The organism is Pseudomonas sp. S1_E05, assembly GCF_056337105.1.
Map to the genome: position 1 here is coordinate 1,147,152 of NZ_JBFRHM010000001.1, position 17,284 is coordinate 1,164,435.

Consider the following 17,284-nt stretch of genomic DNA (forward strand, 5'->3'; position numbering starts at 1 on the left):
GTTCAGACGATATCGTCGATCAGGATATGGTGCTGCCCACGGCTGCAGCGCTCGATGCGCGCCTCGACCTTGTAAACTGCGCGCAGCATCTGTTCGTTGATCACTTCATGGCTCGGGCCGCTGCCCTGGGAGGTGCCATCGGCGATGACCAGCACCTGATCCGCGAAGCGCAAGGCCTGGTTGAGGTCATGGATGGCGATGAACACAATGACCTCGCGCTTTCGCGCCAGGTCGCGCATGAAGTTCAGCACCTGGACCTGGCGGTGCATGTCGAGGGCGCTGGTGGGTTCGTCCATCAGCAGGATTTGCGGTTCGCGCACCAGCGTCTGGGCGATGGAAACCAATTGTTGCTGACCACCGCTGAGTTCACCCAGGTTACGGAATGACAGCGGCGTAATGCCCAGAGCGTCGAGGATTTCATCGACCAGTTTCAGTTCGTCATCGTGGACGACCCAACCCGGAGTCAATTGTTTACGCGCCAGCAGCACCGATTCGTACACGGTCAAACGGGCGCTGGCGTTGAGGCCCTGGGGCATGTAGCTGATGCCTTTCATGCCTTTTTCAGCGCCGTGCAGCTTTACTTCGCCGGGCCCGTCGATCAGCCCGGCCATGCGTTTGAACAGGGTCGATTTGCCTGCGGCGTTTGGCCCGACCACGGCGACCACCTGGCCGCCGACAAACTCGGCGGTGGTCACACCGCTGATGATCGTGCGCTGGCCATAGCTGGCCCCGAGGTCTTGCAGCTGGATCGTTACCATGAGTTTTTCTTTGCGCCGAGAATCAGGGAGATGAAGAACGGTACGCCTATCAGAGACGTGACCACGCCGATGGGGAAAATCGCGCCGGGGATCAGGGTTTTGCTGACCACCGAACTCGCCGACAGGATCAGTGCGCCCGTGAGCAATGAGGCGGGCAGGAAGAAACGTTGATCCTCGCCAATCAACATCCGCGCGATGTGCGGGCCGACCAGCCCGATAAAGCCGATGGTGCCGACGAAGGCCACGGGAAACGCAGCGAGCAGGCTGACCATGATCAGTGTCTGGAAACGCAGGCTGCGCACGTTGATACCAAAGCTGGCCGCCTTGTCATCCCCTAGCCGCAGGGCGGTGAGCGCCCAGGTGCGCCTGGCGAAGATCGGCAGGGTGATCAGGATCACCACGCAGATCACGCCCAGCTTGGGCCAGGTCGCCTTGGTCAGGCTGCCCATGGTCCAGAACACCACGGCGGCCACGGCTTGCTCGGTGGCAAAAAACTGCACCAGCGCCAACAACGCGTTGAACGTGAACACCAGGGCAATGCCCAGCAGCACGATCGTTTCGGCGGTGACGCCACGGCGCAGGCTCAAGAAGTGGATCAGCAGGGCGCAGAGCATGGCCATGATGAATGCGTTGGCTGGCACCATGTATTGCGCTGCCATCGGAAACAGCGCCACACCAAACGCCAGCCCCATGGCGGCGCCGAAACTGGCTGCCGCAGAAATGCCCAGGGTGAACGGGCTGGCCAACGGGTTGTTGAGGATGGTCTGCATCTGCGCCCCGGCCAGCGATAACGCTGCGCCTACGGCAACCGCCATCAGTGCCACGGGCAGGCGGATATCCCACATCACCACCCGCACTTGCGGCGCGGCGCTGTCCGGTGACAGCAGGGCGCCGAGCACTTCGCCCAGACTGTAGCTGGCCGGGCCCAGGGCCAGGTCAAGCACCACGCTGCCCAACAGCAGCAGCGTCAGGGCGGCGAGGATCAGGCGTTTGCGCACCACCAGTCGGCGGTAGGTGTCGCGCTGGACCATCGTATCGTTGATTGCATTCATGGTTTGACCTCGGGCTCGCCCAGGCTGACGAAATAACCCGGCTCGTAGGGCACCGGCAGGAAGCGCTCATGCAGCTCACGAAACGCGGCTTGCGGATCGAGGTCGGCAAACAGCGTCGGGTGAAACCATTTGGCCAGTTGCTGGATGGCCACGAACTGATAGGGACTGTTGTAGAACTGGTGCCAGATGGCATGGAAGGCCTGGCTCTCCTGTGCCTTGATGCCGGCATAGGCCGGGCGACCGGTGTACCACGCCAGTTTGCGCCGGGCCTCGGCCATGTCCGCGCCCGGGCCCACGCCCACCCAGTGCCCGCCCGGGGCGAAGGCTTCCCAGTTGGCGCTGGTCACGACGATCTGGTCAGGGTTGGCGACGATCACCTGTTCGGCGTTCAACTGGCCGAAGGTCGTGGGAATGATGTCCCTGGCGATGTTGTCGCCGCCGGCCATTTCCACGAAGCGGCCAAAGTTCTCGTTGCCAAAGCTCAGGCAGCAATCGTCGGTGTAGCCGCCGATGCGCTCGATGAACACCTTGGGCCGGGCAGGCTGTTGCGCGGCGATCACATCAGTGACCCGGTGAATCTGCTGGTTGCGGAACGCGATGAACGCTTCGGCGCGTTGTTCCTTGCCGAACAACTGGCCGAACAGGCGCATGGTCGGCTCGGTGTTCTGCATCGGGTAGTTGCGAAAGTCGACGTACACCACGGGAATGCCCAAGGCGTCGAGCTTCTCGATGTAGCGCGCATCTTCGGTGGCGTGTCGGGCCTCGATGTTGAGGACAATCACATCGGGACGCTGCGAGATCGCTTGCTCGATGTCGAAGGTGCCGTCTTCGAACCCGCCGAACGTAGGGATGTCGGCAATGCCCGGAAACTTGCGCAGGTAGGCGTTGTAAGTGTCGGGATCGGACTGGATGAGGTCCTTGCGCCAGCCGACGATACGCTCGATGGGGTTTTGCGTGTCCAGCGCCGCCACCAGGTACAACTGGCGGCCCTCGCCGAGAATCACCCGTTTGACGGGCAGGTGGACCTTGACCTTGCGCCCCAGCAGATCGGTGACGGTGCTGCGCGTGTCATCCGCTTCGTTGGCCAATGACGCCAGTGAAAACCCCAGCAATCCAGCAAACAGCAGCGCGGCCAGGGCGTGGCTGCGTCGAACAATGGTGAGCATGATCAAGGCCTTTGCATGTGTCAGAAATCGACCGTGGCCGACAGGAGCAGGGTGCGTGGTGACCCCTGGGAAAACGCGCCGTAGGAGGCGACCCCCGACCAATACTCACGGTCGAAAACGTTTTGCACCGTGGCGCGAAACGTCGTGGGTCGCTGGGCAATTCGCGTGGCGTATCGAGCGCCGACATCGATGCGCGTCCACGGGTCCAGTTCCTGGGTGTTGGCCTGGTTGACGTATTGGCTGGCGGTGTAGATCGCGCCGCTGGTGAGCGTCAGCCCTTCGGCCCAGGGGGTGTCCCACTCGGCCCAGAGGTTGGCTTGCACGTCGGGCACGCCCACCGGAGTGTTGCCACGATTGGCCGCGACGCTGGTCTTGGTCAGTTCCCCGTCCAACAGCGTGACGCCACCGAGCAGGCGCGTGCCTTGGGCTATCTCGCCCGACATGTTCAGTTCCACGCCGCGATTGCGCTGTTCACCCTGGACGGCGAACACCCCGGAAGACAACTCGCCACTGGGCTTCTTGATCTGGAACAGCGCCAGGCTCGACATGAAACTGCCGTAGTCGAGCTTGACCCCGACCTCCTGCTGGCGCGACACGTAGGGGGCAAAGATTTCGCCTGCGTTCGAGGCGTTGCTGGGGGCGACGTCCCCCTTGCTCAGGCCCTCGATGTAGTTGTAGTAGAACGACACGTGATCCCAGGGCCGCAGCACGGCCCCGAACAACGGCGTGGTCTTGCCATCGTCATAGGCTGAAGTGACCGCACCGGCGGCGTTGTAGTTGTGGGACTGGATGTTCTGCTTGCGCAGGCCCAGGGTCACTTGCACGCGCTGGTCGAGTATCGACAGGGTGTCGGCCAGGGCGATGCCGGACAACTCGGTCGCCGACACTTTGGGCGTGGCCGGCTCGGCGATCGCGGGTTTGGGGCGATGGATCGGGTGGTAAATGTTCGACAGCACCGCAGGCCCGGACAAAATGCCCCGGGATAACTCATCGCGATAACGCGTCACTTGCAGGGCGGTGCTGTGGCTCACGGGACCGGTGTCGAAGCGCAGCCGCGCACCGGCGTCGACCGTGTAGCGCCGGACTTCGAACTTGTAATAACCGGGGATCGACGAGGTATCGCCTGCGGCGTTGATGATGGTGGGGGTCTGGTCGGACATGCGTGCGACCTTCGACTGGCCGCCGCCGGCATGGGCGAACACCGTCAATTGATCGTTGAGGTCGTATTCACCGCTGAGCAGGGCCGACTTGTCGCGGGTCCTGGACCAGCCCCAGTCCTGGCTGACGTTGGTCCGGCCGTTGGCGGCGGAAGGGATTTGCACGCCCGACGCGATCAGGAACGGTCGGGACGCTGCGTCAAACTGCTCTTCCTGGCTCACCAGGTCCAGGCTGGTGCGCAGGCGATCCCCTTGATAATCCAGGGCCAGCGCGCCGACGCCGACCTCGCGGTTCTGATCATCGATCACCGTGTCACCTTGCTGCACGCTGCCGTTGAGGCGTACACCGAAGCGACGTTCCTCGCCAAAACGTCGGCTGAGGTCCAGGTGACCGCCGAGTTGGGCGTCCTGGGCGTAACTGGCGGTGAATCGGGTCAGGTCTTCATCGAGAGAACGCTTGGGCACCACGTTGATCACGCCGCCCACGGCACTGTTGGGCGACATGCCGTAGAGCAGCGCGCCGGGCCCCTTGACCACTTCGATGCGTTCGGCGTATTCGGTGAACACCCGGTAGTTGGAGGCCACGCCATAGACGCCGTCGAAGGCCAGTTCGCCCAGATTGCCTTCACCGACGGGAAATCCCCGGATGAAGAACGAGTCGACGATGCCACCGGTCTGGCCGGTGGAGCGCACCGATGAGTCACGCTCCAGCACATCACCCACGGTCGTTGCCTGTTGGTCCTTGATCAGGGCGGCGGTGTAGGTGCTGACACTGAACGGCGCATCCATCACGTCGGTGTTGCCGAGCATGCCCAGACGGCTGCCGGTCGCCACCTGACCGCCTGGATACACCGGCGGCAGGCTGTCACTGCGTGTGTCGATGCCGTCGATGGTGGTTTCGTCGAGGGTGACCCGGCGTTCCACCAGCGTGTAGCTGCCGTCGCTGCGCAAGACCATGTCCAGACCGCTGCCGGCGAGTAACCGGGTCACTGCTTCGCGCGTCGAGCAAGAGCCGGTCAGCCCCGGACTGATCAGGCCCTCCGTGAGCGAAGGTTCGAACGACAGGGCGATGCCGGCGTCCACGGCGAAGCTCGACAGCGTTGCGCCGAGAGGTCCGGGGGCGATGTTGTAGGCATGGACCACGACCGAATCGAGTTGCGTCGGCGCGGCTGCCATCGCCGACGGGCAGGCAGCGCTGATCAGGGTCAGGCTCAGCAGCGCGCGGCAAATGACAGGCATGGATGGATGACCCTGTGGCGAGAGGCAATGGAGGTTTCTGTACAGGCCAGCCGAGATCGAAAAAAGTATCAGCCAGCGGCAGATTTTTTTGGAGGCTCACGCCGGGGACAAAGTGACCCAGTACCCTCGCAGGTGAGCGGTGGCGGTGACCGGGTAGGTTTGCACCAGCATGTTCAAGGTGCGCTGGGTGTCGCTGATCGGAAACGCGCCGGAAATGCGCAGATCGGCAAGCGCCGGGTCGTACCTGACAAAACCGTGGCGATAGCGGGTGAGCTCAGCGACGAAATCCGCCAGGCGCATCTTGTCCGCCATCAACATGCCCTGGGTCCAGGCGCTGGCATTCCGGTCTGCGGTGTTCACCCTGCCAAAGGCTTGGGCGGTGAATGCCATGCGCTGGCCGGCATTGACGATCAGGGACTCGGCCTGACGGTTATCGGCCAGCACCACTTTGACGGCGCCTTCCATGACCGCGAGGTGGGTGAACGGGCTCAATTGGCGGACGATGAAGCGCGTGCCCAAGGCCTGCATGTGGCCTTGCGCGGTGCTGACCAGGAAGGGCCGGGCCAACGATGAGTTGTCCGTGGCGGTCTGCACCAGGATCTCGCCTTCGCGCAGGCGAATCAGGCGCTGCTGGCTGTCGAACAGCACATCGACGGCGGAATCGGTGTTCAAGGTGATGCGAGAGCCATCGGCCAGGGTCCACTCGCGTCGTTCGCCGACGGCGGTGCGATAGTCGGCCGTCCACTGCTGCGACTGCGCCAGTTTCCAACTGCCCCAGCCGACCGGCATCACCGCCAGCAACAGCGCCAGCTTGCCGAGGGCCGCACGGCGTTCCGGGTTGCTCGGTCGATCCAGCGCCGACATCGCCAGCGACGGCGGCAGACCGCCCAGTTTGCTTTGCAGCAACTGCGCCCGAGCCCAGGCACGGTCACGCTCGGGGCTGCTGATCTTCCAGCGTTCCCACTCGGTGCGTTCGCTGTCGCTCAGGTCGTTTTCGCTCAGGCGCATCAGCCATTCGGCGGCTTCTTCGAGCACTTCGGGGGGCAGCGGCGGGTCCTTGCGCAGGATGAGCATTCATTCCACCAGCATCAGGCACTGCACGAATGCCTGCTTCATGTAGCGCTTGACGGTGATCAGTGATACGTCCAGTTGATCGGCGATGTCCTGATATTTCAGGCCATTGAGCTGCGACAGCAGGAACGCTCGTTTGACCAGCGGCGGCAAGGCATCAAGCATCGCGTCGATTTCATGCAGGGTCTCCAGGACCACGAAATGGGTTTCCGGCGAAGGTGCTTCTTGCGGCGGCAGGTTGTCGAGGGCGTCGAGGTAGGCGCGTTCGAGTGCCTTGCGCTGGTACCAGTTGATCAGGATGCCCTTGGCCACGCAGCTGAGGTAGGCACGCGGCTGTTCGATCACGGTGACCTGGGACGCGAGGATGCGCGCGAAGGTGTCCTGCGCCAGGTCGGCCGCATCCATCGCGTTGCCCAGTTTTCGTTTCAACGTCGCGTACAGCCAGCCGTGATGGCCACTGTACAGGGCCTCAATCGCACGCAGGTGCTGATCGTGATTCGTGGGAAGGGTTTCGCTCATGGCGCCAGGCTGACTTGTAATTGAGAAGTATTCCCAATGCTAGTTGACTCGCTACCGGGAAAGCAAGTGCGATCACTCGCCCGCTATCCGCAGTGGCCGGGCGCGCAACGCCACGATGGGCAGCAGTGCGATCAGGTAGGCGGCGCAGACGAACAGGTAGGTGTATTGCAAACCGTAGATCTGGCTGAGCAAGCCACCGGCGCAGATGCCGGCAATCGAGGCGAACTGCGAGACGCTCTGGGCAATTCCCAGCACGTAACCCTGTTGCGAGCTGTCTGTGGTTTTCGAGATCAGAGCCATCAGTACCGGTGTGGTCGCGCCCAGCAATACGCCCCAGGCGAAGTACGCCATGACAAATACGGAGGCGTTGCGGGTCACGCCGATCAGCGCGGTCAGGGCGATGCACGCGATCACCACGTAGCGGATGCGCAGCAGTGAGTCTTGTGCGGTGCGGTGCTCGAAATAGCGCGACCACGCCGTTGCGCAAAGGATGAAACCCAGCGCGAACAGGCCATAACACAGGCCGACGACCGAGTTTCTGACCTCGAACGTCGAGCTGACGTACAGCGAAAATGACGTCTGCGGCAGCATCCGCGCCAACAGCAGAATGCCCATGACCCCCAGCAACGACACCACAGGAGAACGGCGCCAGGTAAGGCCGTGTGATTGTCGGGTGGTGGCAGCGGTTTTCTTCACCGGTGGCACGTCCGGTAGCGTCACGGCAGCGATCACCGTGCAGAGGGCGCACAGGATCGAGGCGATCAGGTTGATCCAGAAGAACGTCGCGTAGTCGAGGATCAGCCCGCCGACGACGGCCCCCAGCAACGACCCGACGTTGGTCGAAATTTGCAGGATCGCGAACAGCCTGGCGCGGCGAGTCGGTGCCTCGATACTCACGCCGTAGGCCTGGGCCGGGGCGATATAACCGGCGAATGCGCCTTGCAGGAAGCGCAGCACCAGGATCACCCAGATGTCGCTGGCAAAGGCCAAGCCCAGTTGCGTCAGGGACAAGCCGGCGAGGGCACGGATCATCATCAGCTTGTGACCGTAGCGATCGCCGATGCGGCCCCAGAATGCGCTGGTCAGCATGATGCCCAGCATGGGACCGACGTACACGGCGATGCTGGCGAAGCTGAAAAACGAGGCCGAGTCCGTCAAGCCGCGCAGGTGCACCGGCCAGAACGGTCCGCTCATTTCCATCGCGCCCATGGAAACCAACTGGATCGCGAACAGCAGATAAATCAGGACTCTGACGCTCGAGCCCTGAATGACACCGGCGTTGGGCATGGGACAACCTCGCTAGTCGAACGGGAGCGGGGGAGCGGCAGAACAACCTCGCATCACCCGGCCAAACGGCGTGCATTTGACCCGGCTCCGGCGATTGCCGCAACCGGATAAACCCATCCTGTGAAGCCCGCGAGGAAAAATCGAAGCAGAGTGATACTTTTTTTCGAGCTGGCTGGCATTAGGAGTGATTCCCATTTCCTATCTCCAAGGAACCTCACGCCATGCCTGTTGCCAGTCGACCTTTCGTCGAGCGCGCCCTCACGCTCGCCATCCGCGCCGCCTTGCTCAATGTAGCCCTGATAGCCGCAAGCACCAGCGCCTGGGCCGCCACGGCCGAGCCCTCGGGCAAATCGGAAAATCCTTCGGTCGGTACGTCGAGCGACACGCCGAACCTGACCCTGGACACCACCAACATCAACGCCCGCTACGCTGGGCCGACTGCGCTGCCCGCAGAGTTCACCGGCGGCCAGGTGGCACGGGGTGCGCGCCTGGGCATGATGGGCAACAAAGATGTGATGGACACGCCGTTCAGCGTGACCAGCTACACCGCCAAGACCCTGGCCGACCTGCAAACGGTGACCCTGGCCGACGCCCTGCAACGCGATCCTTCGGTACGTTCCACCGGGCAAACCGGCGGTATCGTCGACTCCTTCTTCATTCGTGGCTTTGCCATCGGCGAAGGCAACCTGGGCGAACTCGCCTACGACGGCGTGTATGGCGTCGCGCCCAACTACCGCGCCTTTACGCAGTACACCGAACGTGCCGAAGTGCTCAAGGGGCCGGGTGCCTTGATGTACGGCATCTCGCCCAACAGCGGGGTGGGCGGTGTGATCAATATCGTGCCCAAGCGCCCGCTGGCCGAAGACCTGACCCGCTTTACCGCCAGCTATGAGTCGGACTCCAACGTCGGCGGTCATCTGGATGTCAGCCGCCGCTTCGGCGACGAGAACCAGTTTGGCGTGCGCTTCAACGGCAGTTTGCAGGGCGGCGATACCGCTGTGGATGACCAGGAGCGAGCGGTGAATATCGGCGCCATCGCCCTGGATTATCAGGGCGAGCGCTTGCGCCTGAACCTGGATTTCATCAGCCAGAGCGAAAAATTCGATGGCGCATCACGGCCCTTCACCATCGCGCCGGGGGTCGAGGTGCCTTCCGCCGCCAACGGTCGCACCAACGTCTCGCAGAAGTGGGGCTGGTCCGACACCAAAGAGCAGTCGGCCTTGCTCGGCGGCGAATATGATTTGAACGACAACCTGACCGTCTTCGCCCACGCCGGTGGCGGCAAGTCGGATGTCAAACGCTTGTCCGACCAGGTGCCTCGCATTCTCAACGATGCAGGCGACACCAGTAATATCCCCGGTTACTACAAATTCAACGTCGATCGTTCGACCGCCGACGTGGGCCTTCGCGGGCTCTTCGCCACCGGCCCGGTAACCCATACCACGACGCTGATGGCCACCCGTTATCAAGATGAACTGTCCCGGGGCATCACCAACGGTACCGACATCCGTTCCAACTTCTACCACCCGGTGGACGCGCCCAAACAGTACCTCGCGGCGCCGAAGGTGCTGCGCGTTTCCGAGTCGGAACTGTCCGGCGTGGCGTTCACCGACACCCTGGGCATGTTGGACGACCGCATCCAGTTGACGCTCGGTGTGCGCCGCCAGGACATCGAGTCGCGTAACTACAACGCCGCCGGCTCAGTCAGTTCGCGGTATGACGACAGCGCCACAACGCCGTTGGTGGGCGTGGTGGTCAAACCGTGGGAAGACGTGTCGCTGTACTACAACTACGTCGAAGGCCTGAGCAAAGGCGACATCGCCCCCGGCACGGCGGCCAACGCCGGTGAAACCTTTGCCCCTTATGAGTCCAAGCAACACGAAGTGGGTGTGAAGTATGAGCACGGTACGTTCATGACCACCCTGGCCCTGTTCCAGATCGAAAAACCGAGCGGCGAAGTGGGTGCGAACAATGTGTTTTCGGTGCAGGCCGAACAGCGCAACCGTGGCGTCGAACTCAGCGTATTCGGCGAAGTGGCACCCGGCACTCGCCTGATGGGCGGCGTGACCTTCCTCGACGGCGAACTGACAGACTCGGCCACTGCGGCCAACCGCGGCAACAAACCGGTGGGCGTGCCCGACATCCAGGCCAACCTCTGGGCCGAATGGGACACCCCATGGCTGGAAGGCTTCACCCTGACCGGCGGCGCCATCTACACCGACAGCCAATACGTCAACCAGGCCAACACCCAGGAACTGGATGCCTGGACCCGCATCGACGCCGGCGCGCGCTACGCCACCAAGATCGAAGGCCGGCCAACGACGTTCCGCGCCACCGTGCAAAACGTCTTCGACCGCGAATACTGGTCGGGCGTGGCCTCGTATGGGGCGTTCTCCCAGGGGTATCCGCGTACGTTGCAGTTGTCGGCGACGGTGGATTTCTGAGCAAGGTCAGGCGGTGGCTTTAGGCTTGTTCGTTCAAATCTGCGCCAGCAACCACGAACGGAACGCCACCAGCGACGGCAGCATTTCGTTGCGTGGCGGGTAGGCCAGGTAATAGCTGCGCTGGCTGGCGAAGGGCTGGTCCAGGCTGATCAGCTCGCCGTTGGCCAGTTCGTCGCTGACCAGGATGCGCGGCACCAGGCCGATGCCGATGCCGGCCCTGACCGCCTGAATCAGGTGCGAGGTCAGTTCGAAGCTCGGTCCCAGGCGCATCAGGCGGTGGGGCAGGTGGTGATGGCTGAACCACTCGCCCCAGACGTTGGCGTTGGTGGCGACATTGAGCAGGGTCTGCTCGCCGATGCGCGCAGCCGACCAGTCCTGCTGGGCTGCGGCGGCCTGCGGGGAGATGACCACCAGCAGTTCTTCGGTGTGCAGTCGATGGCTGATCAGGCCGGGCAAGTCGCTGGAACCGACGACGATGGCCGCATCGATGCCGCTGGATTCGAAGTCGATGGTGTCGATCCGCGAATGGATGTGCACCAGCATGCCGGGATGGTTCTTGTAGAAATCATGCAGGCGCGGCAGCAGCCATTTCGAGCCGAAGGTCGGCAGGGTGGCCAGGCGCAGGGTGCCGCTGCCGGACTGATACGCCATGGCCTGCAACGTCGCGCTGCGAATGCGCCCGAGCGCTTCGCTCATTTCCCGTTGATACAGCCGGCCGACGTCGGTCAATTGCACCTGGCGGCCTTCGCGGCGGAACAGGATCAGGCCCAGTTGCTGCTCCAGCGCCTGTACCTGGCGGCTGACCGCGCTTTGGGTCAGCGACAGTTCCATGGCAGCGCGGGTGTAGCTTTCATGGCGGGCGGCGGCTTCAAAAGCCAGCAGCAGCGACATCGATGGCGTGAGGTGGCGGTAATTCATTCATAAAACTCATCGATAGCGGCAGAAATATCCGTTTGTTGCGTGACCGAGCCTGCGGGATCATTGGTGTCTATAACGACCTGAGGCTTATCTATTAATGCTCAGGCGACAAGTATCATGAAATTTCCGTGAAGAGACCACCGCCATGATCGCCCAGCTGACGACCGCGTCCCCCGCGCAGCACTACCCGGAATTCCTCCAGGCCCTGCAAGCCAGCGGCTTTCGCGGCCAGCTCAGCGCCGACTACGCCACCCGTACCGTGCTGGCCACCGACAACTCGATCTACCAGCGCCTGCCGCAAGCGGCGGTGTTTCCGCTGGACGCCGACGACATCGTGCGCATCGCCACGCTGATGGCCGAACCGCGTTTCCAGCAGATCAAGCTGACGCCACGGGGCGGCGGCACCGGGACCAACGGTCAGTCGCTCACTGATGGCATCGTCGTCGACCTGTCGCGTCACATGAACGCCGTGCTCGAAATCAACGTTGAAGAGCGTTGGGTGCGCGTGCAGGCGGGCGTGGTCAAAGACCAGCTCAATGCTGCACTCAAGCCACACGGCCTGTTTTTTGCCCCGGAGCTGTCGACCTCCAACCGCGCCACCGTGGGCGGCATGATCAACACCGACGCCAGCGGGCAGGGCAGTTGCACCTATGGCAAGACCCGCGATCACGTGCTGGAGCTCGACAGCGTGCTCCTCGGGGGCGAGCGTCTGCACAGCCAGCCGCTCAGCGAAGCGGAACTGGAGGCCGTGTGCGCCCAGCAGGGACGCATCGGTGAGGTGTATCGCACGGCGCGGCACATCCAGGAAACCCAGGCGGACTTGATCGAGTCGGTGTTTCCCAAACTCAACCGTTGCCTGACCGGTTACGACCTGGCGCACCTGCGGGACGAGCAGGGCCGGTTCAACCTCAACAGCGTGCTGTGTGGCGCCGAAGGCTCGTTGGGCTACATCGTCGAAGCCAAGCTCAACGTGCTGCCGATTCCCAAGTATTCAGTGTTGGTGAACGTGCGCTACAGCAGCTTCATGGACGCGCTGCGCGACGCCAACGCGCTGCTGGCGCACAAGCCGCTGTCGATTGAAACCGTGGACTCCAAGGTGCTGCTGCTGGCGATGAAGGACATCGTCTGGCACAGCGTCGCCGAGTATTTTCCCAGCGACGCCGAGCGCGCCACCCTGGGCATCAACCTGGTGGAATTCAGCGGCGAAGACGTGGCGCAGGTCAATGCGGACGTGGCGGCATTCGTTGAGCACCTGCAAGCCGACAAGACCATCGAGCGTCTTGGTCACACCCTGGCTGAAGGCGCCGAAGCGGTCACCCGCGTTTACACCATGCGCAAGCGTTCGGTGGGGCTGTTGGGCAACGTCGAGGGCGAGGTACGCCCGCAGCCGTTCGTGGAAGACACCGCCGTGCCGCCGGAGAAACTGGCCGACTACATTGCCGAGTTCCGTGCCTTGCTCGACAGCCATGGCCTGGCCTACGGCATGTTCGGCCACGTCGACGCCGGGGTGTTGCACGTGCGCCCGGCGCTGGACATGAAGGACCCGGCCCAGGCCGCGCTGGTCAAACCGATCTCCGACGCCGTGGCTGAACTCACCCAGCGTTATGGCGGCTTGCTGTGGGGCGAGCACGGCAAGGGGTTACGCTCCGAATACGTCCCGGCATTTTTCGGCGAGCTGTACCCGGCGTTGCAAAGGCTCAAGGGCGCGTTCGACCCGCACAACCAGCTCAACCCCGGCAAGATCTGCACGCCGCCGGATGCCAAGCACAGCTTGCTCAAGGTCAACGAAGTGACCTTGCGCGGTGATATGGACCGGCAGATCGACGAGCGGGTCTGGCAGAGTTTTGGCAGCGCCGTGCACTGCAACGGCAACGGCGCCTGCTACAACTACGACCCCAACGACGCGATGTGTCCATCGTGGAAAGCCACCCGTGAACGCCAGCATTCGCCGAAGGGCAGGGCGTCGTTGATCCGTGAGTGGCTGCGTCTGCAAGGTGCGGCCAATATCGACGTGCTGGCGGCTGCACGCAGCAAGGTGTCGTGGCTCAGTGGCTTGCCAACGCGGTTGCGCAACAACCTGGCGCGCTCCCGTGGCGAGGCGGACTTCTCCCATGAAGTCTACGACGCGATGGCGGGCTGCCTGGCCTGTAAGTCCTGTGCCGGACAGTGTCCGATCAAGGTCAACGTGCCGGAATTTCGTTCGCGTTTCCTGGAGCTGTACCACGGCCGTTATCAACGCCCGCTGCGCGATTACCTGATCGGCTCGCTGGAATTCACCATCCCTTACATGGCCTATGCACCGGGCCTGTACAACGCGGTGATGGGGTCGAAATGGATCACGCGCTTGCTCGAGCGCCACGTCGGCATGCTCGACAGTCCGTTGTTGCATCGCTTCGACCTGCAGAAAACGCTGACCCGATGCAAGGTGGCAGTGGCCAGCGTGCCGGCCCTGCGCGAACTGACGGCCGAGCAACGCGAACGCAGCGTGGTGCTGGTGCAGGATGCCTTCACCCGTTACTTCGAAACGCCCCTGCTGGCGAACTTCATCCAGTTGGCCCATCAACTGGGCTATCGGGTGTTCCTGGCGCCCTACAGCGCCAATGGCAAGCCATTGCATGTTCAGGGCTTCCTCGGCGCCTTCGCCAAGGCGGCGATCCGCAATGCCAATCAACTCAAGGCGTTGGCTGACTGCGGCGTGCCGCTGGTGGGCCTGGACCCGGCGATGACCCTGGTCTATCGCCAGGAATATCAGAAAGTGCCGGGTCTGGAAGACTGCCCGACAGTGCTGCTGCCCCAGGAGTGGTTGCTGGATGCGCTGCCGGACAACCCGCGTCCTGACGGCCAGACGTTCCGCTTGCTGGCCCACTGCACCGAGAAAACCAACGCCCCGGCCAGCACCGGGCAGTGGCAGGCAGTGTTCGCCAAGCTCGGGCTGAAACTGGTCAGCGAGGCGACGGGCTGCTGCGGCATGTCCGGCACCTACGGCCATGAAGCGCGCAACCAGGAAACCTCGCGAACCATCTTCGAGCAGTCCTGGGCCGGCAAGCTGGACAAACCCGGCGAGGCCCTGGCAACCGGCTACTCCTGCCGCAGCCAGGTCAAGCGCCAGGCGGACAAGCAATTGCGCCATCCGCTGGAAGCGTTGCTGGAGCATTGTGGGCGGGGCTAACCGAACCTGAGCACACCACTCCTCTGTAGGAGCGAGCATGCTCGCGATGGAATCAAGAACACCGTGGGGTATCAGGCACCCAGCGTTATCGTTGACGACCATCGCGAGCATGCTCGCTCCTACAGGTGGGTGTGCCGGGTCCGGATCCACTGATCCGCATTTTTTTATCCAGCCTGCTACTGTCGCCACGGCCGGCTCGCTTCTAAAGTCGAGGGGTGTCTCTCCAGGGAAACCCGCGCATGTACAGCCCGTTCGCTGTTCCAGGCTCCGCTCGCCGATTTCATGATCGTCTCTATGCCGGTGAGATCCTGCGTATCAACGATGCGCCTGCCATGGCCGCCTTGGTCAAACACACCCGGGCAATGCTTGAAGAAGCACTGCATCCCTGGCCGCCGACCCACATCCATCGCCATCTGAACCACGAACAACAGGCCGTGCTGTTCGCCAAATGCCAGGCCACCTTTGCCGGTTCTCGCGAGATTCAGGGGCTGTGGCGAGTGGTCATCGAAAGCCTGGGCCTTGAGGCGCAGGCACTGGCCTGCGACCGATTGCACCTGCGCTTCCAGCCGCACCGCGAAGCTGATGCGCGTGCCTCACGGGCACGAGTGACGGCAACCATCGCATTCCACCGAGACACCTGGGGCTCGAACCTGTACGCGCAAACTAACTGGTGGGCTCCGATCTATCCGATCACGGCCGGGCGCACATTTGCGATTTATCCCGACCTCTGGCAACGAGCGCTGCGCAATTCCAGCGCCGATTTCGATATGCGCGCCATTCTCCAGCGCTCCCACCAGGACGGGCGCAACACGGTGGATGCCGATGAGGCCATCCCGCATTTGCTGGAACCGATCGATGGGCAAGAGGGCATTGCGGTGCAAATCGAGCCGGGCAGCCTGATCGCCTTTTCCGGCGCGCACGCCCACGCCGGTGTCGACAACAGTACGGGGCTGACGCGTATCTCGTTCGAAACCCGTTCGGTGTTGATCGCCGACGTCCTCGCCGGGCTCGGCGCGCCGAACATCGACGGAGATGCGCCCTGGCAGACCCCCGGATTATTTCGCCGGATGAGCGATGCCAAACGCTTGAACGATGTCCTGGGCTGTCACTTCATCGAACCCTACCAACGCTCCCACAGGGATTTGGGCTAAACACACATTCTGTGAGCGACCCGGCCCCCTGTAGGAGCGAGCTTGCTCGCGATAGCGGTGGGGCAGTCAGCATTGCTGTCGGCGGGATTGATGCCATCGCGAGCCAGCTCGCTCCTACAGAAGGCTTCGGAAATGCTTGAGATGTTATAGGGTAACAATATAAGGTGCTGGCCCCCGTGCCTGCACTGCGAATACCCCATGACCCTCACACCACCGCGTTCCACCGTCGTCCGGCTCCTGAGCATCGATGCACTCAGAGGCCTGGTGATTCTGTTCATGCTGCTCGATCACGTGCGCGAAACCTTCTTCCTGCACCATCAGGTGGGCGATCCCATGAGCGTTGCCACGACTGAACCCGCGTTGTTCTTCAGTCGCACCCTGGCGCACCTGTGTGCCCCGGTGTTCGTGCTGCTCACTGGCCTGTCGGCATGGCTGTACGGCGAGAAGTACGCGGGCAAGGGCGACGTCTGTCGTTTCCTGTTCAACCGCGGGCTGTTTCTGGTGGTGCTCGAATTCACCCTGGTCAATTTCGCCTGGACCTTCCAGCTGCCGCCAAGCGTCATTTACCTGCAAGTGATCTGGGCCATCGGCCTGAGCATGATCGCGTTGTCGGCACTGGTCTGGCTGCCGCGCCCGGTTTTGTTGCTCCTGAGCGTTGTGATCATCGCCGGGCACAACCTGTTGGACACGCTGCATTTCCCGGTTGAATCGGCCATGCACATACCCTGGGCAATCTTGCATGATCGCGGTTGGATCGAATTGACCGATGGCCTGCGCCTGCGCACCTCCTATCCGCTGTTGCCGTGGATCGGCGTGATCGGCCTCGGCTACGCCATGGGGCCGTGGTTCGGGAAAATGGCCGATGTCGGCGCACGGCAACGCGCATTGCTGATCAGTGGTGTCGTCGGTCTGGCCGGGTTCGTTGCCCTGCGTTTGCTCAACGGCTATGGCGAAAAATCCTGGAGCGTGGGCGAGTCGTCCGTGCAAACGCTGATGAGTTTTTTGAACATCACCAAATACCCGCCGTCATTGTTGTTCCTGACCTTGACCCTCAGCGTCGGCTGCTTGCTGCTCCTGTGGTTTGAACGGCAACGCCCCTGGTTGCGCCCGCTGGCGGTGTTCGGTTCGGCGCCGATGTTCTTCTACCTGTTGCACCTGTATGCGCTGAAAGTGCTGTACCTCATTGCGGTCGCGCTGTTCGGCCTGAACCAGGGCAACTGGTTTGGCTTCAGCTCGATAGGTGCGGTGTGGTTGACCGCGTTGTTGCTGGCCGTCGCCCTGTATCCACCGGTCAAGGCCTTTGCCGCATTGAAGGCGCGCCGTCGTGACCTTGCCTGGCTCAAATACCTTTGA

General features: G+C 62.8%; 12 protein-coding genes. 4 read left to right on the forward strand and 8 right to left on the reverse strand.

Annotation, left to right across the window (positions count from 1 at the left end; all coding sequences use genetic code 11):
* Positions 1-2: 2 nt before the first annotated feature.
* From AB4N33_RS05370 to AB4N33_RS05400, 7 genes are all read right to left on the reverse strand, one after another.
* Complete coding sequence (locus AB4N33_RS05370) at positions 3-758, reverse strand: ABC transporter ATP-binding protein (protein ID WP_476456634.1); 756 nt, start codon at positions 756-758, stop codon at positions 3-5.
* Positions 752-1,810 carry a FecCD family ABC transporter permease gene (locus AB4N33_RS05375; RefSeq protein ID WP_476456635.1) on the reverse strand — a complete coding sequence of 353 codons (1,059 nt, stop codon included), beginning with the start codon at positions 1,808-1,810 and terminating at the stop codon, positions 752-754. Before AB4N33_RS05375 ends, AB4N33_RS05370 begins: the two co-directional genes overlap by 7 nt.
* A complete protein-coding gene (locus AB4N33_RS05380) occupies positions 1,807-2,976 on the reverse strand; it encodes an ABC transporter substrate-binding protein (RefSeq protein WP_476456636.1) in 1,170 nt (389 codons plus the stop codon). The genes AB4N33_RS05375 and AB4N33_RS05380 overlap by 4 nt, the downstream gene beginning before the upstream one ends.
* 20 nt (positions 2,977-2,996) lie before the next feature.
* Positions 2,997-5,372: a TonB-dependent siderophore receptor gene (locus AB4N33_RS05385; protein ID WP_476456637.1), complete on the reverse strand. Its 2,376-nt coding sequence runs from the start codon at positions 5,370-5,372 to the stop codon at positions 2,997-2,999.
* A gap of 96 nt (positions 5,373-5,468) precedes the next feature.
* On the reverse strand, positions 5,469-6,446 hold the full coding sequence (locus AB4N33_RS05390; protein ID WP_460123957.1) for a FecR domain-containing protein: 978 nt from the start codon (positions 6,444-6,446) through the stop codon (positions 5,469-5,471).
* Positions 6,447-6,962 carry a sigma-70 family RNA polymerase sigma factor gene (locus tag AB4N33_RS05395; RefSeq protein ID WP_460123960.1) on the reverse strand — a complete coding sequence of 172 codons (516 nt, stop codon included), beginning with the start codon at positions 6,960-6,962 and terminating at the stop codon, positions 6,447-6,449.
* A gap of 72 nt (positions 6,963-7,034) precedes the next feature.
* Entirely contained in the window at positions 7,035-8,249 is a 1,215-nt protein-coding gene (locus AB4N33_RS05400; protein ID WP_476456638.1) for an MFS transporter, read from the reverse strand.
* 221 nt (positions 8,250-8,470) lie between these two features.
* Here AB4N33_RS05400 and AB4N33_RS05405 point away from each other — a divergent pair, with 221 nt between their 5' ends.
* On the forward strand, positions 8,471-10,693 hold the full coding sequence (locus AB4N33_RS05405; protein ID WP_476456639.1) for a TonB-dependent receptor: 2,223 nt from the start codon (positions 8,471-8,473) through the stop codon (positions 10,691-10,693).
* 33 nt (positions 10,694-10,726) lie between these two features.
* On the opposite strand, the gene AB4N33_RS05410 is transcribed toward AB4N33_RS05405, so the two are convergent.
* Positions 10,727-11,611, reverse strand: coding sequence for a LysR substrate-binding domain-containing protein (locus AB4N33_RS05410; RefSeq protein WP_476456640.1), 885 nt, complete (start codon positions 11,609-11,611; stop codon positions 10,727-10,729).
* A 145-nt stretch (positions 11,612-11,756) separates the two neighbouring features.
* Between AB4N33_RS05410 and ydiJ the strand changes: the two genes are divergently transcribed.
* The 3 genes from ydiJ to AB4N33_RS05425 all read left to right on the forward strand — a co-directional run bounded on the left by ydiJ (position 11,757) and on the right by AB4N33_RS05425 (position 17,284).
* Complete coding sequence (ydiJ, locus tag AB4N33_RS05415) at positions 11,757-14,780, forward strand: D-2-hydroxyglutarate dehydrogenase YdiJ (protein WP_476456641.1); 3,024 nt, start codon at positions 11,757-11,759, stop codon at positions 14,778-14,780.
* Between the two features lie 239 nt (positions 14,781-15,019).
* Positions 15,020-15,931 carry a hypothetical protein gene (locus AB4N33_RS05420; protein ID WP_460141568.1) on the forward strand — a complete coding sequence of 304 codons (912 nt, stop codon included), beginning with the start codon at positions 15,020-15,022 and terminating at the stop codon, positions 15,929-15,931.
* Positions 15,932-16,129: 198 nt separating this feature from the next.
* The gene (locus AB4N33_RS05425; RefSeq protein ID WP_476456642.1) at positions 16,130-17,284 is read left to right on the forward strand and encodes an acetyltransferase domain-containing protein; all 1,155 of its coding nucleotides are present in this window, start codon (positions 16,130-16,132) and stop codon (positions 17,282-17,284) included.

Coding starts and splice junctions, on each gene's coding strand:
- AB4N33_RS05405 (WP_476456639.1), top strand. CDS start 8,471: ATGCCTGTTGCCAGTCGACCTTTCGTCGAGCGCGCCCTCACGCTCGCC.
- AB4N33_RS05395 (WP_460123960.1), bottom strand. CDS start 6,962: ATGAGCGAAACCCTTCCCACGAATCACGATCAGCACCTGCGTGCGATT.
- AB4N33_RS05375 (WP_476456635.1), bottom strand. CDS start 1,810: ATGAATGCAATCAACGATACGATGGTCCAGCGCGACACCTACCGCCGA.
- AB4N33_RS05425 (WP_476456642.1), top strand. CDS start 16,130: ATGACCCTCACACCACCGCGTTCCACCGTCGTCCGGCTCCTGAGCATC.
- AB4N33_RS05370 (WP_476456634.1), bottom strand. CDS start 758: ATGGTAACGATCCAGCTGCAAGACCTCGGGGCCAGCTATGGCCAGCGC.
- AB4N33_RS05410 (WP_476456640.1), bottom strand. CDS start 11,611: ATGAATTACCGCCACCTCACGCCATCGATGTCGCTGCTGCTGGCTTTT.
- AB4N33_RS05380 (WP_476456636.1), bottom strand. CDS start 2,976: ATGCTCACCATTGTTCGACGCAGCCACGCCCTGGCCGCGCTGCTGTTT.
- AB4N33_RS05420 (WP_460141568.1), top strand. CDS start 15,020: ATGTACAGCCCGTTCGCTGTTCCAGGCTCCGCTCGCCGATTTCATGAT.
- AB4N33_RS05385 (WP_476456637.1), bottom strand. CDS start 5,372: ATGCCTGTCATTTGCCGCGCGCTGCTGAGCCTGACCCTGATCAGCGCT.
- AB4N33_RS05390 (WP_460123957.1), bottom strand. CDS start 6,446: ATGCTCATCCTGCGCAAGGACCCGCCGCTGCCCCCCGAAGTGCTCGAA.
- ydiJ (WP_476456641.1), top strand. CDS start 11,757: ATGATCGCCCAGCTGACGACCGCGTCCCCCGCGCAGCACTACCCGGAA.
- AB4N33_RS05400 (WP_476456638.1), bottom strand. CDS start 8,249: ATGCCCAACGCCGGTGTCATTCAGGGCTCGAGCGTCAGAGTCCTGATT.